Below are 22,223 nucleotides of genomic sequence, written 5' to 3' on the forward strand. Positions count from 1 at the left end.
CCGGTGAGCGGGACTGAGCGGGTGCTGGCTGGGTCAGCTGCCCTTGCAATTGCGCAGATCAAACGACAGAGCATCACTCTTCTCTCACCCGTCGATCAGTCCGCGCCGGTGCCCGGGCAGCCCACGCCGGCCGCGTGGGTCTCGATATCGAGGCATCGAGGGGTTGACGGCTGTCGCTGGACATGAGACTGTCACTAAAGTAAAGCTCTAGAGTTCTACTATATGGATGGCGACTGGTTGTACCTGGCTAGATGCCGGGTTTTCGAGTGCCTGTTATGCGTGCCATCGACTTCGGTGTCTCCTGGTAGGCACGAAGCGGTCCATCCTCCAGAAGAGAAAGAAAAGGACATTGAAAGGTCCAATAGGACGTGCGGTGCTGTTTCTTGCCGCCTTGGTGGTAGGGCTATTCTCGGCAGCTCCGGCCGCACTTGCGAGTAGCTGGGAGGAAGCATTTCCTCCCTTGGGTAGGCAGTACCTACTGGTTGGTGAGGCACATAAAAAATGCTTGACTGCCAGTGGTACCGCCGGTGTCAACCACTGGTCGTGCGATTTCGATGCGGCCTCTCAGCAATGGGAGTTCGTTTGGAAAGTGGGTCCATCCTTCGAAAATTACTACCAAATCATCAATCGGAGCACAAATAGGTGCATGTACTCTCCCAGCTTCGGCGACTATGCACATCGAGTGCTGCAAACCTCCTGCGACAACAGGTCGGATGAGCAGATTTACAAAGACCAACTATGGTACGTGCGCTATGACCCGGCTTACGGTGGAGCCGAATGGGCTCTGGCGAACCTCAACAGCCGGCGATGCGTCGTGGTAAGAGCCTCAGCCAACGGCACCGCCGCGGTGACCGCGACATGCGACATGCGCTACAGCGACCAGCGGTGGCGTTACCGGCAGTATCCCTAAAAAAGCAATAGGTGTCCTATGAACATATGTGGCACTTCAACATGAAGCTGATCTGTAAAGACGCCTTTATGTTGAAGTGCCACGTCCTGCTTGCCCGGCCCGGCGCCCAGCGCGGCCACCGGGTGGCGGTCACCGGTCGGTGGGCGAGCGGGAATTGGCCGAGCGGGTCGCCGAGCGCGCGGGGTTGCCGCATTCCGGGCGGGTCGTCGGGCGAACTGCCGTCTGCGGCATGTGGTGAGCCCGAGCTAGGCGGCGACACGGTTGGTCGTCCGGGAGCGGATCAGCGCCTCGATGCCGTCCAGGATGCGCTCCAGGCCGAAGTCGAGGTCGAAGTCGGGGTCGGTCTCGCTCGGGTCGACCGGCTGCTCGCTGGCGAACAGCTCGGTGAGTGCCGGGAACCGCTCGGCGTCGATGAGGCCGGACAGCATCTTCTCGTACCCGTCGATCACGTCGGCCCCGGTGCCCGGCTCGGCCTGGGCGGTCTCCGCCATGTCCAGGCTGATGATCGCCCAGTTCCGGACCAGGCCGCTCAGCGCCAGCAGGGTGGCGATCTTCTCGGCGCCGGTGAGGCCGGTGCCGCGCAGCAGCCGGATCGCGTACTCCATCCAGCGCACCTGGTTGGGCAGCATCGGCGGGCCGCTGATCGGGACGTGCCGCACCCACGGATGTTGCCGGTATCCGGCGAGCAGGGCGTGCGACCAGGTGGTCAGCCCGTCCCGCCAGTTCTGGTCGGCGGGCGGTCCGGGCGGAGGAGGGCCGAAACCCGCGTCGAGCATGAGCGCGAGCAGTTCGTTCTTGGCGGCCACGTACCGGTAGAGCGACATGGTGGACGCGCCGAGTTCCTTGGCCACCCGCCCCATGGAGACCGCGTCCAAACCCTCGGCCCGGGCCACCGCGATCGCCGCTTGGACGATCTGGTCGAGGCTCAGTCCGGGTTTCGGCCCCTTGGCCGGTCGGCCGCGCAGTCCCCAAGCCAGTTCCAGACTCGCGGGCAGGGCAGGGCCGGTGTTGTCGTCGTCGGTCATCGCTCCGCTTCCAATGGGGTTGACCACCATCCTAGTACTGCGTATAACTTACGCAATGAAGCGTATGGGATACGCAGTAAAGGGGATGGCGATGAGCCGACAACTGGCGATCGAGGCGGTGGGGCTCGAGAAGTCGTACGGCACCACCCGGGTGCTGGACGGCATGGACCTGCGCGTCCCGGCGGGCGGCGTGTACGCGTTGCTCGGGCCGAACGGTGCCGGCAAGACCACAACCGTGCGGATCCTGGCCACCCTGACCCGGGCCGACAGCGGCACCGCGCGGGTGGCGGGTTTCGACGTCCAGCGGGACCGGCGCCGGGTTCGCCGCGCGATAAGCCTCACCGGGCAGTACGCCGCGGTCGACGAGGCGCAGACCGGCGCGGAGAACCTGCGGATGATGGCCCGGCTGGTCGGGCTGCCGACCCGGGCCGCCCGGACGCGGGCCGCCGAACTGCTCGCCCGGTTCGATCTCGCCGACGCCGCCGACCGACGGGTCGTCACCTACTCCGGGGGGATGCGCCGCCGGCTCGACCTCGCCGCGAGCCTGGTCGGCCAGCCTTCGGTGATCTTCCTGGACGAGCCGACCACCGGCCTCGACCCGCGCAGCCGGCAGGAGATGTGGCGGATCGTCGGTGAGCTGGTCGGCTCGGGGGTGACGGTCTTCCTGACCACGCAGTATCTGGAGGAGGCGGACCAGCTCGCCGACCGGATCGGGGTGATCGACGGCGGCCGGATGGTGGCCGAGGGCACGGCGGCGGACCTCAAGCGCCGGTTCGGCGCCCAGCGGCTCGACCTGGAACTGGCCGGTGGCAAGGCGTTCGCCGAGCTGTCCCACCACCTCGGCGACCGGGTGATCGACGCCGACGCGCACCGGTTCACCCTCGGCGTGGCGACCGACGGCAGCGCGTCCCACATCCGCGCCCTGCTCGACGAGATCGACCCGGACCGGACCCGGGTCCGCCGGTTCGGCGTGCACAGCGCCACCCTCGACGACGTGTTCCTCGCCCTCACCGGTCGCGCGGCCGGACGTACCGACAAGGAGACCGCCGGTGTCTGACCTCGCCCTGCCCCGACTGGCCGCGCCCGCCGCGGCCCGGCCGGCCACGCCACTCACCCACGCGGTGGTGATGGTGGGCCGCTGCGTACGGCTGTCCCGGCGCAACATCGACGCGCTGCTCACCGGGCTGATGCTGCCGATCATGCTGATGCTGCTGTTCGTCTACCTGTTCGGCGGCGCGATCGACACCGGTACGGCGTACGTCACCTACGTGGTGCCCGGCGTGCTGCTGCTCTGCGCCGGGTTCGGCGCGTCCACCACCGCGATCACGGTGACCACCGACATGACGAACGGCGTCATCGACCGGTTCCGGTCGCTCGACATCGGCGGCGCGGCCATCCTGGCCGGGCATGTCGCGGCCAGCGTGGTGCGCAACCTGGTCTCCATCTCGCTGGTCTTCGGGGTGGCCTTCCTGATCGGCTTCCGGCCGTCCGCGACCGCGCTGGACTGGCTGGCCGTCGCCGGAACGCTGTTGCTGTTCATCCTGGCCATCTCGTGGATCTCAGCGGCGGTGGGACTGCTGGCCCGCAGCCCAGAGGCGGCCGGCGGGTTCAGCTTCTTCGTGATGTTCCTGCCCTATCCGAGCAGCGCGTTCGTGCCGGTCGACACGATGCCGGAGTGGATCCACGGCTTTGCCCGCAACCAGCCGATCACGCCGGTCATCGAGACCGTACGGGGGTTGCTGCTGGGCACGCCGGTCGGTGCCAGCCCGTGGCGCGCGGTGGCCTGGTGTGTGGGCATCCTGGCAATCGCGATCGTGGCGTCCGGCCTGCTGTTCCGCCGCCGCACCGCCTGAACGCGGGGAGGGGCCCTGGCGTTGCCAGGGGCCCCTCCCGTCAGTCGTTCAGGACGTGCGACAGCTCGTCGCGGAACCGCCGCTCCGACTCGCTTACCACCTCGCCGCCGAGACCCAGGAAGCCGCCGCTGGGGGCCGCCGTCACCACCTGCTCCGCGATCTCCACGAGCCACAGCTTGTACGCCCCGGCGTCGCCCTCGTCGACCTTGCCGGTGAGCATGCCGGCGGCCGTCCGGGCCCGGTGCAGCACATCGTCGATCATCGCCTGCGGATCGGCCGGCTGGATGACCGGCAGTTCCTCGCCGGCCTCCGGATCCCCGGTGCGCTGGACCACCTCGTTGGCCACGGCCGCGACCAGCGGGCTCGCCGACTCCCGGCCGACGCTGACGGCGTCCAGGCCGGCCGCGTTCTCGGCCATGGTCTTCTTGGTGGAGTCAGACTCGGCGGCGCTGGCCGCGGTCAACACCGCCTGCGGCAGGCCGACGAGGAGATTCCACTCGTCGTCGGTGAACCCGAACTCGCTGAAGGACGGCTGTTCGATCACGACTTCCCCCCAAAGATGTATCCGCATAAATCGTGGAAATACTAGTTCAGCTGGCGTCCGCGGTGAGCAGCCCCTGCTCACTTACCACCGGAACCGACAGCGTCTTGTACCCCACATCGTCGAAGAGCACGGTCATCTTGTCGGCCTCGTAGCCGAGCACCAGACCGGTGCCCCACTCGTTGTGCCGCACCTGGCTGTGCACCGGGAACGGTCCGCTCGCACCGTCGTCCGCGGCGCTGGTGCCGGCATAACAGTTGTCGCAGTGCCCGCAAACCTGGGTCATCTGCTCCCCGAAGTAGGCCAGCAGCGTCTGCCCGCGGCAGGCCTGCGTCTCCGCGTACGCCCGCATCATGTCGATCCGCGAGCGCTGCACGGCCTGCTGCCGTTCCGCCTCGGCCAGCGCCGCCCGGGCCGCGTCCACCGGCTTCGGGGCGTACCGGGGACTGGTGAGTAGGTGGTTGCCGGTTGGCGCGACGGCACCCACGTGCTCCAGCAGGGCCAGGTACTGGCCCAGCTTTCGCGGACCCAGCCCCGAGGCCTCGCGCAGCGCCGACTTGCTTGCCGGTTCCTTGCGCAGCAGCGCGGCCAGGTCGCGCAGTTCCGTCTCGTCCGGCGTGCCGCCGGAGAAGAAGCGTTGCAGCCCGATGTCCTCGGCCTGCCAGAGCAGCAGCGCCCGGGCCGGCTCACCGTCCCGCCCGCACCGGCCGATCTCCTGCAGGTAGCTGTCCGGAGAGTCCGGCAGCGCCATGTGGACGACCCAGGCGATGTTCGGCTTGTCGATGCCCATGCCGAAGGCCGAGGTGGCCACCATGATGGGCACCCGGTCGTCGAGAAACGCCTCGTGCAGTTCGTGTCGGGCGCCGGCGGCCATCCCGCCGTGGTAGAACTCGGCCGGGAACCCAGCGGTGGTCAGCTTGGCCGCCAGTTCCTCGGCCGCCCGCCGGGTCGGCACGTACACGATCCCCGGTCGCGTCTCGTCACGCAGCAGGGCGATCAGCCGGCGCCAGCGGTAGTCCTCGGTGGGACACTGGGCCACCTCGACGAAGATGTTGGGCCGGTCCAGTCCGGACACCACGATCGTCGGGTCGTTGAGACCGAGTCGCTCGATGATGTCGTCCCGCACCGGCGGCGACGCGGTCGCCGTCAACGCCACCACCGGCGGTCGGCCCAGGCCGCGGATCAGGTGGCCGAGGGCCAGGTAGTCGGGCCGGAAGTCGTGCCCCCAGGCCGAGATGCAGTGCGCCTCGTCGACGGCGACAAGCGCCGGTCGAAGCGCCCGGACCTCGGCCATCCGGTCCGGATTGGACAGTTGCTCCGGCGTGATGAACAGGAACTCGGCGGAGCCGTCCCGAATCGCCTCCAACGCCTCCGCCTGCTGTTTCGCGGACTCGGACGAGCTGATCCGGACCGCCCGTAGCTCCGGACGCTCCCGCTCGTTGAGGGAGGCGATCTGGTCCTGCTGGAGGGCCAGCAGCGGGGAGATGACCACCGTGGGACCGGGGATCAGGCTCGCCGGGATCTGGTAGATAGCCGACTTGCCGGCACCGGTGGGCAGCACCACCAGGGTGTCCCGCCGCTTCATCACCGACCGCATGGCGGCCAACTGGTTGGGCCGCAGCGTGCGCCAACCGAACAGGTTCTTCGCGGCGCGGCGCAGCCGGCTCGCGTGCAGAGGCAGCTTCATCGAAGGCGGGTGGTACCCCGGTGTGATCCCCACCAAACGGTACGGCTCGGCCGCCGGCCGAGCCGTACCACATCGACGGCTGACGGCCGACGGGAGCGGCCGGGCGTCAGCGGCGCAGCCGGGGCAGGACCTCGTCGGCGTACAGGTCGAACAGGCCCTGCCAGTGCGGCCCGGTGTTGGCCACATAGACCTCGTCGAACCCGGCCTGTGCGTACCTGTCGATCATTTCCAGGTGGGCCTTCGGGTCGTTGCCGCAGACGAATGCCGACCGGACCTGATCCTTTGTCACGTTCTGCGCCGCCTGCTCGAAGTGCCGGGGCGACGGAAGCACCTGGGACAACTCACCCGGCACACCGGCGTTCGGCCACTTCTCGTACGCGATGTCGGCACCGGCGTCCTCGTCCGCCGCGAACGCCGCCTTGAAACCGGCCTGGCACGGCTTGTCGCCGCCCCCACCCTCGCGGAACCGCCGGACCAGGTCGCCGTCGGGCATCGTGCTGACATAGCCGTCCCCGATGCGGGCGGCCAGGTCGGTGGCCTTGGGACCGAACCCGGAGACGTACACCGGAGGCGGCGTTTCCGGCCGGGTGTAGATCCGCGCGTTCTCCACGGTGTAGTGCCGGCCGCGGTGTTCCACGAAGCCGCCCCGCCACAACTCGCGCATGACCTCGACGGCCTCCTCCAACATCTCCAGTCGGACGTCGGCGCTGGGCCAGGCGTCGCCGAAGATGTGCTCGTTGAGCGCCTCCCCGGTGCCGACGCCGAGCACGAACCGACCGTCGAGCAACACCGCGCTGGTCGCCGCCGCCTGGGCGATCACCGCAGGGTGGATCCGTACCGTCGGGCAGGTCACGGCGGTGGTCACCGGGAGCGAACAGACCTGGCTGAGCGCCCCGATGGTGGACCACACGAACGGGCTCTCCCCCTGCGCGTCCACCCAAGGGTGGTAGTGGTCGGAGATCCACAGCCCCTCGAAGCCCGCCTTCTCGGCGCCGCGCGCCTGCGCCAACAGTTCGTCCGGGGTGTACTCCTCGCTGGACAGGAAGTATCCGATGCGCATGTTCTCTCCCTCGCGATGCGTGGCGTATGCGCACAGCGGTACCCCGTCGCGGGATCGTCATGCCGGTGGCCTTCGCCGCGGCGCCGAGCCAGACTCGCGGGCAGTTGTCCGTTTCGGCGATGTCACCCGGTGGCGTGCGGGGAGAGGGTTCAGGCGGGGGAGGGGGTGTCCTCCCGGGGCAGGGTGGCCACCGGAACGCCCTGCTCGACCGCCCAGTCCAACGCCCGCCGGATCTCATCGACCGGCAGCGGCCGGCGTCGGGTCACGGTGACAACCGCGGTTCCGGAGAACGGCACGAACGGGTACGTCGACGAGAGGTTGCCCAGGTCCGTGCCGATCCGGTAGGCCACGGCCAGGGCGTCGTCGGCCGACAGGGTCGGCATGACGAGCAGGAACTCGTTGTCAGCCAGCCGGGTCACCCGGTCGACGGGGCGCAGTCCGGCACTGATGGCCGCCACCATCGCCTGCAACTCCCGTGCCGCGCTGCGTCGAGCCAGCCGCTCTGGCGTGCTGGGCGGCTCGGCGATCCGGACCCCGATGAGGGCCACTGGCAGCGTGCCGGAGGCCGTGGTCCCCTCGAAGCCGGCCCACCTGCGGACCACTGCCTCGTCGGCGAGGCCCGCCGCCAAGCCGGCCTCGGCGGCCGGTCGGCGCGCCGCCTCCAGGTGGTGACGCAACTCGTCGTCCCGCGCGTTGGCCCGGTCCAGGCGCTCGACCAGGAGCCGCATCGCCGCCTCGGTGCGGGTTTCGCCGGGGGTGGCCGGCAGGTCCCGCACCCGGCCCAGCACCGAATCGAGGGCGGCGACGGCCGCTGGTGGCAGCCGGTCGGCCAGCCGCTCGCGCAGCCGGATCGTCTCGTGCAGGGCGTCGTCCCGACGGAACCGCCACCAACCGTCGAACAGCCGGCCCGACTCCAGCGTCCGCGCCGTCGGGGTTACCTCCTCCCGGTCGTACGCCACCAGGGCCGCTCCGAAGCGCGGCGTGAGCGCCACCACGGTCCACTCCCGAGCCAGGTCCTCGCCGCCATCCAGCGTCACCGCGCACGCGCCGTCGGGCAACGCCGGTGAGTGGTCGTCCACCAGCCCGATGACCGTCAGCGCCGCCCGGCCGGCGATCCGCTCGTAGACCGCCCGCTCCCGTTCGAAGTAGGGCAACCGCTGGAACAGGGCGAGCACCACCAGGGGCCCGTCCTCGGCGGCCGCCAGCGCCGCCCGTTCGATCGCGTGCGACACCCCCACCAGGGTTCGCTTGGTGAGCCGCTCGATGTCGTGTCCGCTGTCCTGCACCCGCCGAAGCCTAGCCCTCACCGGTACCGGTGGCCCGACTGTCCCACCGTGGGATGATCCACACGGCGGGGCCGCGCCTTCGCCGCCCCGGCAGGCGGAAACGCGGAGCCGGTAAAGCCGGTGGCGGGGCTCGCCGGCCGCACTACGATCGCGCCAATGCATGATGCGATCGAGGTACGGGAAATGGCCGAGGACGACCTGCCGGCCGGCTGGCAACTGGGTCGGCTGGCGTTCGGTGGGCCGCCCGAGCCGCCCCCGTACGCCCTCAAGCTGTGGCCGCGGATGACCCGCTACGGCGCCTTCGACGCCGCCGGCACGCTGCTCGGCAAGGCCGTGGACCTGCACGACGAGCAGTGGTGGTCCGGTCACCGGGTGCCCGCCGCGGACATCGCCGGGGTGGCGGTGCTGCCGGAGGCGCGCGGCCGGGGCCTCGCCCGCACGTTGCTCACCGCGGTGCTGCGCGGGGCGCGCGACCGGGGCGCCGCGATCAGCGCCCTGTTCCCCACCGTGGCGGCGCCGTACCGCGCCGCCGGCTGGGAGGTGTGCGGCACGCTGCGTACCGTCAACGTGGCCACCGCGGCGCTGCCCCGCCACCGGCCGGCGGCGACGCTGACGGTGCGGCCCGGCACCACGGCCGACCTGCCGGCGGCGGCGGCCCTCTACCGGGACTATGCCCAGCACCGGTGTGGGCTGCTCAGCCGCGAGGGTGGCCGCTTCGATGACCACTGGGCCGGCGAGGAACTGCCGGCCGACGGCCTCACCCTGGTGGAGGACGACGGCCGGTTGCTGGGCTACGCGCTCTGGGACCGGGGCTCCGGTTACGACGCGAACGCCGTACTGACCATCGAGGACCTGGTGACAGTCACCCCTGCGGCCGCGGCCGAACTGATCGGCGGCCTGGCGAGCTGGCAGAGCGTCGCTCCCACGGTGCGGCTACCGGAACCGGACTTCGACGCCGTCACCGCCAGGTTGCCGCTGTCCGCCGTCCGGGAACACGCCCGGCAGCCGTGGATGCACCGGCCGGTGGACGTCGTCCGCGCGGTCGAGTCGCGGGGCTGGCCGGGATCGGTGCGAGGGCGGGTGGACTTCGTCCTGGACGACCCGCACGCGCCGTGGAACTCCGGCACCTGGCGGCTGGAGGTGGCCGATGGGCGGGCCGTGCTGACGCGCGGCGGTGACGACGCCGACCTGCGGCTGACGGTACGCGGGTTCGCCGCGCTCTACACGGCGGCGGCCGGCGCGCCGGCGCTGGTGGAGGCGGGCCTGCTGGACACCCGTGGCGGTGCCGACCCGACGGCCCTGGACCTGCTGGCCAGTGGCGGCCGGGCGCAACTGCTCGACTACTTCTGAGCACGAACACGTCGACGCGCGGGCGGCCCGCCTACTTCCCCTTGCCGAACATCGACCGGATCGCCGCGACCAGGAACAACGCGCCCGCGATCGCGCCGACCACCCGGACCCCGGGGATGTCGTACCAACTGGTGTCCGCGGCGAGCCGGGTCGGGTCCATGTCCGCACTCTGCCACGGACCGGCGCCGGGAGCACGCACCACCGGCGTCACTCGGGTTCGACAAGCAGGTCCCGGTATTCCGGGTGGCGCTCGACGTATCCGGCGATGAACGGGCAGCGCGCCACCACCCGATCACCTCGCGTCCGGACCTGGTCGAGGGCGCTCCTGGCCAGCGCGCTGCCCACTCCCTTGCCCTCGTACGCGGAATCCACCTCGGTGTGCGTGAAGATCACCACGCCTGGGCGTTGCCGGTAGGCGGCGAAGCCGGCCAGCCCGCCGTCCACCAGGATCTCGAACCGGTTGCGGGCGGGGTTGTCCTCGACCATCACGCTCATCCGGCCAAGTGTAGGGAAGCGCCGGGGATCACCCGGCCAGTCGGTCCAGTTCGGTTAGCAGCAGGTCGACCTCGTCCACCGTGTTGTAGTGGTAGACGCTGGCCCGCACCGCGCCGCCACTGTCCCGCAGCCCCATCGCCGCGAAGTACTCGTACGCGTAGTAGTCGCCGGCGGACAGGCAGATCCCGCGGTCGCCGAGGGCCGCGGCGGTGCGCGCGGGTGCCTGCCCGTCGATCCGGAACGACACGGTGGGGCAGCGGCCCGGCGGCGCGGCGAGGACCCGGACCGCGGGCAGCTTCTCCAGCCCGGTCAGCAGCCGGTCGAGCAGGGCCTCCTCGTGTGCCGCGGCCGCGGCGAGGCCGACCCGTAGCCGTTCCCGCCGGTCACCGTCTGCGTCCTCGCCGGTGAGGCTCGCGAGGTGGTCGACGGCCGCCGTGACGCCCGCCAGCGACGCGAAACTTGGCGTACCGGCCTCGAACCGGTCCGGTACGTCGTCCGGCGCCGGGATAAGTTTCGCGGGGCGTAGCGGGGCCCAGCGCGCCGGGTCGGCGGCCACGGCGGCCAGGTGCGGCCCGGACCACTTGTACGCGCTGGTGACGTAGAAGTCGGCACCCAGCGCCGTCATGTCGGTGACCCCGTGCGGGGTGGCGTGCACCCCGTCGACGTACACCAGGGCGTCGGCGGCGTGCGCGGTCGCGGCGATCGCGGGAAGGTCGGGGCGCGTGCCGATCGCGTTGCTGGCGGCGGTCACGGCGACCAGCCGGGTCCGCTCGCCCACCAGGTCGCGGTACTGCGCCGTCGGCAGTTCGCCGGTGTCCGGGTCGAACTCGGCCCAGCGCACGGTGGCGCCGACCTCGGCCGCGAGGCGCACCCACGGCCGCACGTTTGCGTCGTGGTCCAGCCGGGAGACCACCACCTCGTCGCCGGCCCGCCAGTCCTGGGCGAGGGCGCGGGCAACGGTCCAGGTGAGCGCGGTGGCGCTGGGTCCCAGCACCACCCCGGTCGGGGCGGCGCCGACCAGGTCGGCCACCGCCGCGCGGGCGGCGTCGACGATCCGGTACGCCCGTCGGCCCGGCTCGAACGCTCCGCTGCGGTTGGCGACGGCGGTACGCATGGTGGTCGCGACGGCGTCGGCTACCGACGCGGCCACCTGGGTCCCGGCGGCGCCGTCGAAGTGGACGAAGCCCTCGGCGAGGGCGGGATAGCCGGCCCGCACCCGGGCGATGTCGAAGGTCATCATGGCACCCTACGGTGCCTCCGCTGATCGCCGCTCCGCCGTCTCGTTGATCGTCGGCTCAGCCGCCGCTCTTGATTTTCGATGTGGCGTGGCCCGCGTACTCTTGGCCGATGATCCGACGCCTCCACCCCCCGGTGCCCGGCCGTCAGCCCTCCGGTTCCGTCACCCCCGGTCGCGGAACTGCCGCCGCCCGCCGCCCCCGTCGCCTCGCCACCGTGTTCGTCGTCGCCGCTCTCGGCCTCACCGCGCTCGTCGGATGCGGCGGCCAGAACACCGAGACCGACTGCGGGCTCGACCACTGTCTCGTCACCTTCGACCGCGGCGTGGAGGCCGAGACCAGCGTCCTCGGCGTGGACGCCAAGCTGGTCGGTGCCGACGCCGACACGGTCACCGTGGAGGTGGCCGGTGAACAGCTCAGCCTCTCGGTGGACCAGCAGGCGGTCGAGGTGGGCGGCATGTTCGTCTCGCTGGAGGCGGTAAACGACCAGCAGGCCGTGGTACGGATCGGGCGTACCCGCAGTTCGTGACAGTCCCGGCCCGGGACGTTTAGAGATCACCACAATCGGAGACTGACGGAACCATGTCAGTCACCCACGGTGCGCAATCCACCGCTTCCCGGGCCGCGGACAGCAAGCCGCTGGAGGCCCTCGCCCGCGCCGGTTTCATCGGCTACGGGCTCGTTCATCTGTTGCTCGCCTGGTTGGCTCTGCAGATCGCGTTCGGCAACGCCAACCAGGAGGGCGACCAGTCCGGGGCGATGCAGACCCTGGCCAAGCAACCGCTCGGCAAGACGCTGCTGGTCGCGGTCGCCATCGGACTCGCCGCCATGGCGCTGTGGCAGGCGCTGGAGGCCGCCTTCGGGCACCGGCAGGAGCGCGGCAGGTCCCGCACCCTGGAGCGGCTCGCCTCGGTCGGTCGCACGGTCATGTACTCCTACTTCGCCTACACGGCGTACAAGGTCTTCAGCGACGCCAACTCCTCCTCGGCCGACAGCCAGCAGCAGTGGTCCGAGCAGATGATGTCGTCGACGGGCGGCCGGTGGCTGGTCGGGCTGGCCGGCGTGGGCCTGGCCGCGCTCGGCATCGGCATGGTCGTCTACGGAATCAAGAAGAAGTTCCTGAAGCACCTGCACACGGGACGGATGTCGGCGAAGACCCGGCAGCTCAGCCAGCGACTCGGCATGGCCGGCTACACCGCCAAGGGCTCCGTGTACGGGGTCGCCGGGCTGCTCGTCGTCGTCGCCGCCGTGACGTACGACCCGAACAAGGCACGGGGCCTGGACGCCGCGCTGCGGACGCTGCGGGACCAGCCGTACGGGCAGGTCATCCTCGTGCTGATGGCGCTGGGCCTGGCCGCCTTCGCGGCGTACTGCATCATCCAGTCCCGCTACCGGAAGGTGTGACGGGGCCAACCTGGACGCTACGGGTGATGTCGGGCAACCTTGGGGTTTTGCCCGACCGCCCGTAGCGCTTCTGTGTTTGCAGCGCTTTTGTGTGAGGAGTCGCCAGCGCCGTGCACCCCATCGTTTGGACCCTCGTGGCCGCGGCCGGCGCCGCGGTCATCGCCCTCGCCGTAGTCCAGGTCACGCACCGGGTGACCCGCCGCCTCGGCCACCGGTCGTTGCTGCTGCGGGAACTCGCCGACCACGCCCACCGCCCGTTCCAGGTGGTGGCCACCGTGTTCGCGGTGCAGCTCGCGGTGCGGATCGCCACGGCCCAGTACGCCACGGGCACCGGCTGGCGGCAGAATCTCCTGCACGTCCTGGTGTTGTTCGTGATCGGCACGTTCGCCTGGCTGGTCGCCGCCCTGCTGCTGGTCGTCGAGGACATGGCGCTGGCCAGGTTCCGGATGGACGTACCGGACAACCGCCACGCCCGGCGGATCCGGACGCAGGTCAACCTGCTGCGCCGGCTCACCATCGCGGTCATCGTGGTGCTCGCCATCGGCGTGATGCTGATGACCTTCCCATCGGTGCGCGGGATCGGGGCGAGCGTGCTGGCCTCCGCCGGTGTCATCGGTGCGGTCGCCGCCCTGGCCGCGCAGAGCGTGCTCGGCAACGTGTTCGCCGGGTTGCAGCTCGCGTTCAGCGACGCGGTGCGCCTGGACGACGTGGTGGTGGTCGACGGCGAGTGGGGCCGGATCGAGGAACTCACCCTGAGCTACGTGGTCGTGCACATCTGGGACGACCGCCGGCTGGTGCTGCCGACCTCGTACTTCACCACCACCCCGTTCCAGAACTGGACCCGGACCCAGTCGGCGGTGCTGGGCACCGCCGAGTTCGACGTCGACTGGGCCGTTCCGGTGCAGGCGATGCGGGAGGAACTGCGCCGCCTGGTGGAGGGCACCGAGTTGTGGGACGGCCGGGTCTGCGTGCTCCAGGTGACCGACGCCACCGGAGGCAGCGTCCGGGTCCGGGCATTGGTCAGCGCCGCCAACTCCGGCAGCCTGTGGGACCTGCGCTGCCTGGTCCGCGAGCACCTGGTGGCCTGGATCCGCGACCAGCGGCCGGTCGCGATGCCCCGCGTACGTACCGAACTCGGCGACGCCGCCGGCCAACTGCCCTGGCAGTGGGTGCACCCCCGACGTCCGGCCAGCCGCCGCCCGGCGACCGCCCCGGTCGACGGCGACATGCCCGACGACGCCCGGGTGTTCGGGGGCAGCGACGACGGCGACGCTCGGAGCAACGTCTTCGTCGGCCCGGACGAGCCGGTCAACCAGGAGGAACCGGTTGATCAGGAGGAGCCGGTCCGATCGGCGGCGGGCCGGCCGTAGGACCCGCGTCAGAGCCCTTCGGCCGTTTCGCCGCGACCGTCGGTCCCCGCCCCCGCCCGCTGGCTCAATTCCCGGGTTCCGGCTGTCCGGACCGGTCCCTCCGGTCAGGATTGACCGACACCAACCCGGGGCATACAGCCCGTGGACGTGGAAAGGAGGGCATCATGGCGGACGTCGTCGACGGTGGCCGAGCCCGCCCGGTCGCCGAACAGTCCACCGCCGAACTGGTGCAACGGGCGACCGAGCAGATCTCGACGCTGATCCGGGACGAACTGGCATTGGCGAAGGCGGAGCTGGCCGAGAAGGGCAAGCACGCGGGTATTGGTGTTGGCCTCTTCGGCGGGGGCGGGGTGCTCGCGCTGTACGGCCTGGGCGCTCTGGTCACCGCGGCGATCCTGGCGTTGGCGTTGGCGGTGCCGGCCTGGCTGGCCGCGTTGATCGTCGCCGTGATGCTGTTCGGAGTGGCAGGGATCCTGGCCCTGGCCGGAAAGAAGCAGGTCTCCCAGGCGGTGCCGCCGGTGCCGTCGGCGGCGGCGGACAGCCTGCGCGCGGACGTGAACGTGGTGGCCGCCGCGGTCAAGGACGGGAGGCGGTCGTGACCAGCAGCAACGGCAAGCAGCAGGACACCGAGGCGCTGCGCGCGGAGATCCAGCGGACCCGGGCCGACCTCGGTGAGACGGTCCAGGCCCTGACCGCGAAGGCTGACGTCAAGGCCCGCCTCAAGGAGTCGGCGGCGCAGACCAAGGCTCGGGTACGCGAACAGGCCGCCCAGCGTGCCGACCGGGTCCGTCGACAGGCGGGGCACACCGCCGGGACGGTACGCCTGCAGGCCGGGCAGACCGCGCAGCGGGTCCGCCGTGATCCGGTGCCGTGGGCGGCGGTGGCGGCCGGGGTGCTGACCGTGGTGGCGGTGATTCTGGTGGTGCGAGGGAGGCGCAGGTGAGCAAGTCGTTCAACAAGGCCGCGTACCGGCCGGTCGGTCTGCTGCTCGGGATGGCGGCCGGTGCCGTCGCGGGCGCGCTGTTCAAGCAGGCGTGGAAGATGGCCGCCGGGGAGGACGACGCGCCGGACCCTACCGACGAGCACCGTGGTTGGGGCGAGATCCTGGCCGCAGCCGCTCTCCAGGGGGCGATCTTCTCGGTGGTCAGGGCCGCGGTCGACCGGGGCGGCGCCGTCGGCGTTCGCCGGTTCACCGGCAACTGGCCGGGCTGACCGGCCGGGCGGCGGGAGCGGTCCACGAAGCGGGTAACCGGGGCGGGAAGGGCGCCGCCCCACCACAACGACGTGGTGGGGCGGCGCCCTTCCTCGTTCGAGGAGGATCCGACAGGTGATCGGTCAGGTCACATGTCGGAGAATTTCCTCCGGTAGGCTATGCGAAGTTTTGCGTACGTGGTTTGCTGTTCCACGCTGTAGCGAGACAGCGTGGTTGAGAGATGTCCTCCTTCGCGGGGGCCGCCTCAAGCGCCGCTTGCTCGAAACGGCCAACCGGCCGCACGGCGTGCTTGGCCGCCAGTTTCAGAAGGAGATACACATGGCGCAGGGAACCGTGAAGTGGTTCAACGCAGACAAGGGCTTCGGCTTCATCACCGTCGACGGCGGGGGTGCTGACGTGTTCGTCCACTTCTCGGCCATCCAGTCCAGCGGCTACCGCACGCTGGAGGAGAACCAGCGGGTGGAGTTCGAGATCGCCCAGGGTCAGAAGGGTCCGCAGGCCGAGCAGGTCCGCCCCCTCTGAGCCGAGGTTTCGGCAGCGCCCGCCGGGCGCCAGACACCGAGCGACCAGGCCCCACGTCCCACCCGGGACGCGGGGCCTGTTGCTTGTCCGGCCTCCCCATCCCCACCTTGTTGATCAAGAGATCCGCGTCATCCTTGGGCCGATTCATGACGCGAACCTCTTGATCAACGGGATTGGTCGGGGTCGGGCGCCGGCTCCGGAGTCGACGCCGTTCCGGCCGGCACGGGGCGGTTGTGGGCGCGCCGGCGGAGGCCGATCCGGAGCAGGACCAACCCGGCCAGGCCGACGACCGGTCCGACGTACGCCCAGAGCCGGTTCCCGGTCATCACGCTGCCGCCCACGTAGCCGAGTCCCTGTAAGGTCCACAGCGCGCCGCTGACCAGCGCCAGCAGTCCCAGGGCCAGGGTGAGCCACCCCTTCATCACGTCCTCCTCATGGCCTGCGGGCGCGGACCGGGACGCCGGTCCCGCACGGAAGGCCCCCTATTAACGCACAGCGTTCGTCAGTGTCCCGTCGTTGCGGGTGGGTGGGCGGGCCCTTAGTCTATACCAAGACGTACGTACGGTTTTTGGAGTTGCCATGTGGGATCCGAGCACCTATCTCCGGTATGACGACGAGCGGTCCCGCCCGTTTCACGACCTGATCGCACGGGTCGGCGCCGAGCGCCCCCGACAGGTGGTCGACCTGGGCTGCGGACCTGGCAACCAGACCGCCACCCTGGCCCGCCGCTGGCCGGACGCGCGAATCGTCGGGCTGGACAGCTCGCCCGAGATGATCGCGCGAGCGGGGCGGCTCGGCTCACCCGTGACCTTCGAGGTGGCCGACGCACGGTCCTGGCGGCCCGGCCCGGACACCGATGTCGTCGTGGCCAACGCCCTCTTGCAGTGGTTGCCCGGGCACGAGGAACTGCTCCGGACCTGGCTCAGGGACCTGCCGCCGGGCGCCTGGATCGCGGTGCAGGTGCCCGGCAACTTCGACGCGCCGTCGCACCGTGCGCTGCGCGAGGTGGCGGCCCGCCCTCGGTGGCGCGACCGGGTCGCTCCCCGGCTGAGGGCCGATCCGGTGTCCTCACCCGCCGGCTACGCGAGCGTGTTGACCGGTGCGGGGTGTGCGGTGGACGCCTGGGAGACTACCTATATGCACCTGTTGCCGGCCGGTGACGTCCACCCGGTACTCGCCTGGATGGAGGGCACCGCCCTGCGGCCGGTGCGGGCGGTGCTTGGCGATGGGTCCGACTGGGCGGCATTCCATACCGAACTGGGCCATGCGCTGGCGGCGGCCTATCCGGTCCGGTCCGGCCGGGTGCAGTTCCCGTTCCGCCGCATCTTCTTCGTCGCCCGCACCGGTGCCGCGACGGCGGCACCCGCCGGTTCGGTCCCGCGCGGGTCGGACCCGCACCAGCCGCGGCAGCCGTGACCAACCGAGAGGAGAATCCGTGATCGACCTGTCGGCCTTCATCGCCGGCCTGCCCAAGGTGGAACTGCACGTGCACCACGTGGGCTCCGCCTCACCGCGCATCGTCGCCGAACTGGCGGCCCGGCACGAAGGCCGGACACCGGTGCCGGCCGACCCGGCCGCGCTTGTGGACTACTTCGCGTTCCGGGACTTCGCCCACTTCATCGAGATCTACCTGAGCGTGGTGGATCTGATCCGCGACGCCGAGGACGTCCGGCTGCTGACCTACGAAGTGGCCCGCGACCTGGCCCGGCAGCAGGTCCGCTACGCCGAGTTGACCGTCACCCCGTACTCGCACGTGAGCCGGGGCATCGCCGCCGAGGAGTTCTGCGCCGCGATCGAGGACGCCCGCCGGAGTGCCGCCACCGACTTCGGCATCCAGGTGCGCTGGTGCTTCGACATCCCCGGCGAGGCGGGACTGCCGGCGGCCGAGGAGACCCTGCGCGTCGCGCTGGAGCACCGGCCCGACGGCCTGGTCAGCTTCGGGCTGGGCGGGCCCGAGTTGGGCGTGCCCCGGCCGCAGTTCAAGCCGTACTTCGACAAGGCGCGAGCCGCGGGGCTGCGGTCGGTGCCCCACGCCGGCGAGACGACCGGTCCCGAAACCATCTGGGACGCGCTGCGGGAGTTGGGCGCGGAACGGATCGGGCACGGCATCTCGGCCGCCCTCGACGACCGGTTGATGGCGCACCTGGCCGAGCACCAGATCCCGCTGGAGGTCTGCCCGACCTCCAACGTCCGCACCCGCGCGGTCGCTCGGATCGAGGACCATCCGCTGCCGGTGCTGATGGCGGCGGGCGTACCCGTCACGGTGAACTCGGATGACCCGCCGATGTTCGGCACCACCCTCAACGACGAGTACGCCGTCGCCGCCCGGCTGCTCGGGCATGGTGCCCGTGACGTGGTGGAGTTGGCCCGCGCCGCCGTGCGGGCCTCGTTCCTGCCCGCCACGGAGCAGGCTGGAATCGAGGCCGAGATAGACACGTACGCGGCGGAGCGGCTGACTGACTGACCGGCCGGCGTGGCTGGCCCGGCGCGGGGTGCTGCGGGCGGCCGCGCCGGGCCAGCGCCGGGGGGCGGTGTGTCGGCTCCACCGCTGCTGGTGGTGGAGCGGGTGACCGCCGGAACCGAGGCTGGATGGCCGCCCGTCGCGTCCCACCGGGCTGCCGCCCCACCCGGAGGTGGGGGTGCGCGCGGCGGGACCCGTGTGGGGGACCGGTCCCGCCGCGCGCACTGAACTCCACCGAACCGGTCCGGGACGCGAATTCAGGGGCGTTTGGCCCGGTGGAGCGGGGTTGGGATCTGCTGATCATCTTGCCATCGCGGCGGGCCGGCTGACCCATCCCTAAGCCAGACCTAAGGAAGACTTGTGCCGAGCGAGAATCTCTGACCGTGGGCTCAGCGGTCGCGCCCTGTCTGGGCGACCTCTCAGTCGTGCTGCTCGGTATCGCGCCCGCGCGGCCACCGTCGGCGGTTGGCGTCACCGCGCTCCCGGGCCATCCGGCCGACCAGGCCGAAGCGGCTGATCTGGCGTGGGACGGCTTCCGCGTCGGACAACAGCATCACCACGCTGGCCCCACCCAGGCGGGCCCGGGCGATGCTGACCGAGCCGTTGGCCTGCCTGGCCACCCGCCGGGCGATGTCCAGGCCGAGCCCGGTGGAGCCCTGGTCGCTGGCGCCCCGGCGCAGCGCCCGGTCGGGATTCGCGATGCCCGGCCCGCCGTCGTCGATCCGGATCGCCACGTAGCCGTCCCGACGGGAGACGGCGACCTCGAACGGCGTGCCCTGCGGGGTGTACCGGAATACGTTGCCGAGCACCGCGTCCAGGGCCGCGGCCAGCTCCGCGCGCGGCACCGCGACCGGGATGCGAAGGTGGGCGCCGAACACCTGGTAGGTACGGTTCTGATCGCTGGCCAGCGCGGCCCAGAAGACCATCCGGTCCCGAACCACCTCGCTGACGTCACACATGCCCGGTTCGGTCTCCTGCGCCACGGTCTTGCGGGTCGTGTTGATCAGAACATCGATCTCGCCCTCCAGCGTGACGATCGCCTGCCGGATCCGCCGGATGGTGCGGCGCCGGTCCAGCTCCGCCTCGGAGAACGACCCCACGCTGGTGTCGTCCGAGTCCAGCGCGTCCGCGTCCAGTCGGAGCACGGTCAGCGGGGTACGCAGCCGGTGGGACAGATCGGCCACCAGTTCCCGTTCGTCGGTCCGCGATGCCACCAACCGGTCCGCCATCCGGTTGAACGCGTACCCGGCCTCGGCCAGTTCGCGCGGGCCACTGGGCTGCACGCGTACCCCCAGATCGCCGTCGCCGACGGCGAGGGCGGCGTCCACCAGACCCTTCGCCGACGCGACGGCCCGGGCGGCGATCCGGTCGACGACCACCACCGAGATCACCACCAGGCCCAGCGCGATGCCGACCAGGAGCAACCACCGGCCGCCGGCCCCCCGGTCCAGTTCGGCGGCCGGGACGAAGATCTCCACCACCGCGGTGGTGTCACCGATCGCGACGGGCTCCAGCCGGAGCGCCCCGCCGTCGATGTCGACGATCAACGGCGCGTCGCCGGCGCGTGCCTGGGCGACGTCGCTCGCGCTGGCCCGGCTGATCCCGCCGGTCTCCAGGCCGTGCACCACCGGACGGGTCGCGGGGTCGCCGTCCCCGAGCACCTGCTGGAACGCCTTCGGGTCTTGGCTGACCGACAGCGCGCCAGCGATGGCGGAGCTGCGTTGAGCCGCCTCGGCCAGCGCCCCCTCCCGGGCGTCACCCTGCCAGGTGAGGCCGAGCGGGATGAGGAAGACGAGGGCGACGATGCTTGTCATGCCCGCGCCGAGGTAGGCCAGCGCCAACCTCAGTCGGGTACCACCAACCGGAACCCGACCCCCCGCACGGTGCGCAGGTAGCGGGGCTTCGCTGCGGATTCGCCCATTTTGCGGCGCAACCAATATAGATGAACGTCGATTGTCTGGTCCTCGCCGACCGATGGCTGACGCCATACCTCCTCCAAGAGCTCCCGGCGGGAGACTACCCGGCCGGGGCGCGCGGCGAGATAGGCGAGCAGGTCGAACTCCTTGCGGGTCAGGGCCAACGGCTCCCCGTCCAGCGCGGCGCTCCGCTCGCCAACGTCCACCCGCAACCCGCCCACGGCGTGCACCGCCGGCTGAACCGATCGACTCGCCCGCCCAGCGCGGCGCAGCACAGTGGTGATCCGGGCATCCAGGTGGGCACCGGTGAACGGCTTCACCATGTAGTCGTCCGCCCCCGCCCGGAGCAACCGGACTATCGCCTGCTCGTCGTCGCGGGCGGTGGCGATGATGATCGGGATGTCCGTGATGCCCCGGAGCATCCGCAGCGCGTCCGCGCCGTCCAGATCGGGCAGTCCAAGGTCCAGCACCACCAGGTCCGGCGTCTCCGCGGCCACCCGGCGCAGGGCGTCCAGTGCCGTACCGACCGCGTGCACCGCATGGCCCCGGTCGGCCAGGGAACGCAACATCGCGCCGCGGACGACGTGGTCGTCCTCGACCAGCAGTACGGTGGCCACCCCCAGACGGTACTTGCCCTGGCAAGTGGCACGCCGACGCGGTGGGTCGGACACGCGGTGACTGGTCCGTGCGGCCTTGTCGCGCGCGTCTCACCGGTGCGGCGAGTCACCGGTGCCGCGCGCGCCGGCCGGAGCGACAGGCGTCACCGATCAGCGGTCGACTCGTGAACCCAGGTATGGGACGTACCCCCCGGAACTCCGCCGCCCGCCGGAGCCGCGACGCGACCGCGCGCGGACTATGGGCATTACCGCTGGCCGTCATCGGAGTGCTCGGCACGGCTCTGGCTGCCGCGGTGTATCCGGCTGGTGCGGCGTACCCGGCTGGTGCGGCGTACCCGGCTGGTGCGTTGGCCGCCGGCCGGCAACCCCAGCCACCGCCGTCCAGCCCCACGGCCGTACCACCCGGTCCCGTGGCATCGGCGTCCGGCCGGGCTTCGCCGGAAGCCGGGTCGTCACCGGCCGGCGGGGCGTCGGTGACGGATCCGCCGGAATGCCGGGCCGTGACCGGGGCGGGCGCGGCGGACGGCGACTGGGGCGAGGCGTGTTACCGGTCGACCGGGTCGCTCACCGAGTGCTGGATCGTCGCGGAGTACCCCGGCCCTCCCGAGCGGCCCTTCACCGGGCGGGTGGAACTGGCGGTCCAGGACGGGAACGACCGGGGGTACGCGGTCGTGACGAGCAACTGGTTGACCACCGCTGAGATCTCCGGGACCGTCTGCGGACTCGTCATGGACCAGTACTTCCCCCGGTCCGGAGCCACCGTGATGGCGCGGCCGGCCGACGGTGCCCTGCCCACGCCATGGCGGGCGGCGATCGGCGCCGCCGGGGGAGTGCTCGTCGCGACGACCGTGGCCGGTGCGTACCTGTTGCTCGTGCGGCGTCGTCGTCAACAGGCCGACCGGCCCGGCTGAGGTCAGCCATTCGGAGATCTTGGACAGTTTCCGTCGTATCTGGACAGGAACTGTCCAAGATCTCGGCCGGCTGCGGGGAGTGCTCGCCACGATGGTCGGCGGCGGGCTCCGCGGGCCGCTACGACCGGCGGCGGTCGGGCGTTGGCACCGCGGGCCCCTATGGCCGGCGGCGGTCAATGTGGGCACCGCGGGCCCCTATGACCGGCGACGGGCGGGCGTTGGCACCGCGGGCCGCGGTGGCCGGCGGGCCTGGGCGACCGGCGGTAGCGGGGGCGGGACGCGAGGGAGGAGCCGCCGGCCGACTAGCATCACTGGAAGCCTGGGCCGACGCGCCGGCCCGCCGACCGCCGAGGAGTTTCCGTGTCCG

Annotated in this window: 24 protein-coding genes and 1 pseudogene; 14 read left to right on the forward strand and 11 right to left on the reverse strand. The window is 71.2% G+C overall.

All coding sequences use genetic code 11. The features are described 5' to 3' along the window. The first annotated feature begins 226 nt into the window (after positions 1–226). Entirely contained in the window at positions 227–910 is a 684-nt protein-coding gene (locus tag ACFQUZ_RS02685; RefSeq protein WP_377437233.1) for an RICIN domain-containing protein, read from the forward strand. Between the two features lie 245 nt (positions 911–1,155). On the opposite strand, the gene ACFQUZ_RS02690 is transcribed toward ACFQUZ_RS02685, so the two are convergent. Further along, the gene (locus ACFQUZ_RS02690; RefSeq protein WP_377437235.1) at positions 1,156–1,935 is read right to left on the reverse strand and encodes a TetR/AcrR family transcriptional regulator; all 780 of its coding nucleotides are present in this window, start codon (positions 1,933–1,935) and stop codon (positions 1,156–1,158) included. Positions 1,936–2,026: 91 nt separating this feature from the next. Between ACFQUZ_RS02690 and ACFQUZ_RS02695 the strand changes: the two genes are divergently transcribed. Then, positions 2,027–2,992: an ATP-binding cassette domain-containing protein gene (locus tag ACFQUZ_RS02695; protein WP_377437237.1), complete on the forward strand. Its 966-nt coding sequence runs from the start codon at positions 2,027–2,029 to the stop codon at positions 2,990–2,992. Further along, on the forward strand, positions 2,985–3,788 hold the full coding sequence (locus tag ACFQUZ_RS02700; RefSeq protein WP_377437239.1) for an ABC transporter permease: 804 nt from the start codon (positions 2,985–2,987) through the stop codon (positions 3,786–3,788). Before ACFQUZ_RS02695 ends, ACFQUZ_RS02700 begins: the two co-directional genes overlap by 8 nt. A 40-nt stretch (positions 3,789–3,828) precedes the next feature. Here the strand turns inward: ACFQUZ_RS02700 and ACFQUZ_RS02705 are convergent, their stop codons facing one another. The 4 genes from ACFQUZ_RS02705 to ACFQUZ_RS02720 form a co-directional block, all read right to left on the reverse strand. Next, a complete protein-coding gene (locus ACFQUZ_RS02705; protein WP_377437241.1) occupies positions 3,829–4,332 on the reverse strand; it encodes a hypothetical protein in 504 nt (167 codons plus the stop codon). 46 nt (positions 4,333–4,378) lie between these two features. Continuing rightward, positions 4,379–6,016, reverse strand: coding sequence for a RecQ family ATP-dependent DNA helicase (locus ACFQUZ_RS02710; RefSeq protein ID WP_377437243.1), 1,638 nt, complete (start codon positions 6,014–6,016; stop codon positions 4,379–4,381). Between the two features lie 106 nt (positions 6,017–6,122). Beyond that, the gene (locus ACFQUZ_RS02715; protein WP_377437245.1) at positions 6,123–7,076 is read right to left on the reverse strand and encodes a TIGR03557 family F420-dependent LLM class oxidoreductase; all 954 of its coding nucleotides are present in this window, start codon (positions 7,074–7,076) and stop codon (positions 6,123–6,125) included. Positions 7,077–7,225: 149 nt separating this feature from the next. Continuing rightward, a complete protein-coding gene (locus ACFQUZ_RS02720) occupies positions 7,226–8,362 on the reverse strand; it encodes a DICT sensory domain-containing protein (RefSeq protein WP_377437247.1) in 1,137 nt (378 codons plus the stop codon). 156 nt (positions 8,363–8,518) lie between these two features. On the opposite strand from ACFQUZ_RS02720, the gene eis reads away from it, so the two are divergent. Further along, a complete protein-coding gene (eis, locus tag ACFQUZ_RS02725) occupies positions 8,519–9,712 on the forward strand; it encodes an enhanced intracellular survival protein Eis (RefSeq protein ID WP_377437249.1) in 1,194 nt (397 codons plus the stop codon). 31 nt (positions 9,713–9,743) lie between these two features. On the opposite strand, the gene ACFQUZ_RS02730 is transcribed toward eis, so the two are convergent. Genes ACFQUZ_RS02730 through ACFQUZ_RS02740 form a run of 3 tightly spaced genes read right to left on the reverse strand, consistent with a single transcriptional unit; the run spans position 9,744 to position 11,444 of the window. Next, positions 9,744–9,872: a hypothetical protein gene (locus ACFQUZ_RS02730; RefSeq protein ID WP_377437251.1), complete on the reverse strand. Its 129-nt coding sequence runs from the start codon at positions 9,870–9,872 to the stop codon at positions 9,744–9,746. A gap of 47 nt (positions 9,873–9,919) precedes the next feature. After that, positions 9,920–10,207, reverse strand: coding sequence for a GNAT family N-acetyltransferase (locus tag ACFQUZ_RS02735; protein ID WP_377437253.1), 288 nt, complete (start codon positions 10,205–10,207; stop codon positions 9,920–9,922). A gap of 28 nt (positions 10,208–10,235) precedes the next feature. Further along, positions 10,236–11,444 carry a cysteine desulfurase-like protein gene (locus ACFQUZ_RS02740; protein ID WP_377437255.1) on the reverse strand — a complete coding sequence of 403 codons (1,209 nt, stop codon included), beginning with the start codon at positions 11,442–11,444 and terminating at the stop codon, positions 10,236–10,238. Positions 11,445–11,554: 110 nt separating this feature from the next. Between ACFQUZ_RS02740 and ACFQUZ_RS02745 the strand changes: the two genes are divergently transcribed. The 7 genes from ACFQUZ_RS02745 to ACFQUZ_RS02775 all read left to right on the forward strand — a co-directional run bounded on the left by ACFQUZ_RS02745 (position 11,555) and on the right by ACFQUZ_RS02775 (position 15,951). Beyond that, a complete protein-coding gene (locus ACFQUZ_RS02745) occupies positions 11,555–11,971 on the forward strand; it encodes a hypothetical protein (protein WP_377437257.1) in 417 nt (138 codons plus the stop codon). A gap of 53 nt (positions 11,972–12,024) precedes the next feature. Next, complete coding sequence (locus ACFQUZ_RS02750; RefSeq protein WP_377437259.1) at positions 12,025–12,846, forward strand: DUF1206 domain-containing protein; 822 nt, start codon at positions 12,025–12,027, stop codon at positions 12,844–12,846. A 110-nt stretch (positions 12,847–12,956) separates the two neighbouring features. Next, a complete protein-coding gene (locus tag ACFQUZ_RS02755; protein WP_377437261.1) occupies positions 12,957–14,216 on the forward strand; it encodes a mechanosensitive ion channel family protein in 1,260 nt (419 codons plus the stop codon). Positions 14,217–14,380: 164 nt separating this feature from the next. Then, positions 14,381–14,815 carry a phage holin family protein gene (locus ACFQUZ_RS02760; RefSeq protein ID WP_377437262.1) on the forward strand — a complete coding sequence of 145 codons (435 nt, stop codon included), beginning with the start codon at positions 14,381–14,383 and terminating at the stop codon, positions 14,813–14,815. Continuing rightward, complete coding sequence (locus ACFQUZ_RS02765) at positions 14,812–15,159, forward strand: DUF3618 domain-containing protein (protein ID WP_377437264.1); 348 nt, start codon at positions 14,812–14,814, stop codon at positions 15,157–15,159. The genes ACFQUZ_RS02760 and ACFQUZ_RS02765 overlap by 4 nt, the downstream gene beginning before the upstream one ends. Beyond that, positions 15,156–15,428, forward strand: a complete 273-nt coding sequence (locus ACFQUZ_RS02770; protein ID WP_377437265.1) for a DUF4235 domain-containing protein — start codon at positions 15,156–15,158, stop codon at positions 15,426–15,428. The genes ACFQUZ_RS02765 and ACFQUZ_RS02770 overlap by 4 nt, the downstream gene beginning before the upstream one ends. A 319-nt stretch (positions 15,429–15,747) precedes the next feature. Further along, positions 15,748–15,951, forward strand: coding sequence for a cold-shock protein (locus tag ACFQUZ_RS02775; protein WP_013732668.1), 204 nt, complete (start codon positions 15,748–15,750; stop codon positions 15,949–15,951). 239 nt (positions 15,952–16,190) lie between these two features. Here the strand turns inward: ACFQUZ_RS02775 and ACFQUZ_RS02780 are convergent. Beyond that, positions 16,191–16,373 (reverse strand): annotated as a pseudogene (locus ACFQUZ_RS02780) (hypothetical protein); the annotation flags it as partial. A 157-nt stretch (positions 16,374–16,530) separates the two neighbouring features. Between ACFQUZ_RS02780 and ACFQUZ_RS02785 the strand changes: the two are divergent. Further along, complete coding sequence (locus ACFQUZ_RS02785) at positions 16,531–17,367, forward strand: trans-aconitate 2-methyltransferase (RefSeq protein ID WP_377437267.1); 837 nt, start codon at positions 16,531–16,533, stop codon at positions 17,365–17,367. Between the two features lie 19 nt (positions 17,368–17,386). Next, entirely contained in the window at positions 17,387–18,415 is a 1,029-nt protein-coding gene (locus ACFQUZ_RS02790) for an adenosine deaminase (protein WP_377437268.1), read from the forward strand. Between the two features lie 416 nt (positions 18,416–18,831). On the opposite strand, the gene ACFQUZ_RS02795 is transcribed toward ACFQUZ_RS02790, so the two are convergent. Both ACFQUZ_RS02795 and ACFQUZ_RS02800 read right to left on the reverse strand, forming a co-directional pair. Continuing rightward, on the reverse strand, positions 18,832–20,226 hold the full coding sequence (locus ACFQUZ_RS02795) for an ATP-binding protein (protein ID WP_377437492.1): 1,395 nt from the start codon (positions 20,224–20,226) through the stop codon (positions 18,832–18,834). 29 nt (positions 20,227–20,255) lie between these two features. Then, a complete protein-coding gene (locus ACFQUZ_RS02800; RefSeq protein WP_377437270.1) occupies positions 20,256–20,945 on the reverse strand; it encodes a response regulator transcription factor in 690 nt (229 codons plus the stop codon). Between the two features lie 176 nt (positions 20,946–21,121). Between ACFQUZ_RS02800 and ACFQUZ_RS02805 the strand changes: the two genes are divergently transcribed. Continuing rightward, positions 21,122–21,856, forward strand: a complete 735-nt coding sequence (locus tag ACFQUZ_RS02805; protein WP_377437271.1) for a hypothetical protein — start codon at positions 21,122–21,124, stop codon at positions 21,854–21,856. Positions 21,857–22,223: the final 367 nt, after the last annotated feature.

This window comes from Plantactinospora sp. GCM10030261, from assembly GCF_042666615.1.
GTDB lineage: Bacteria > Actinomycetota > Actinomycetes > Mycobacteriales > Micromonosporaceae > KBS50.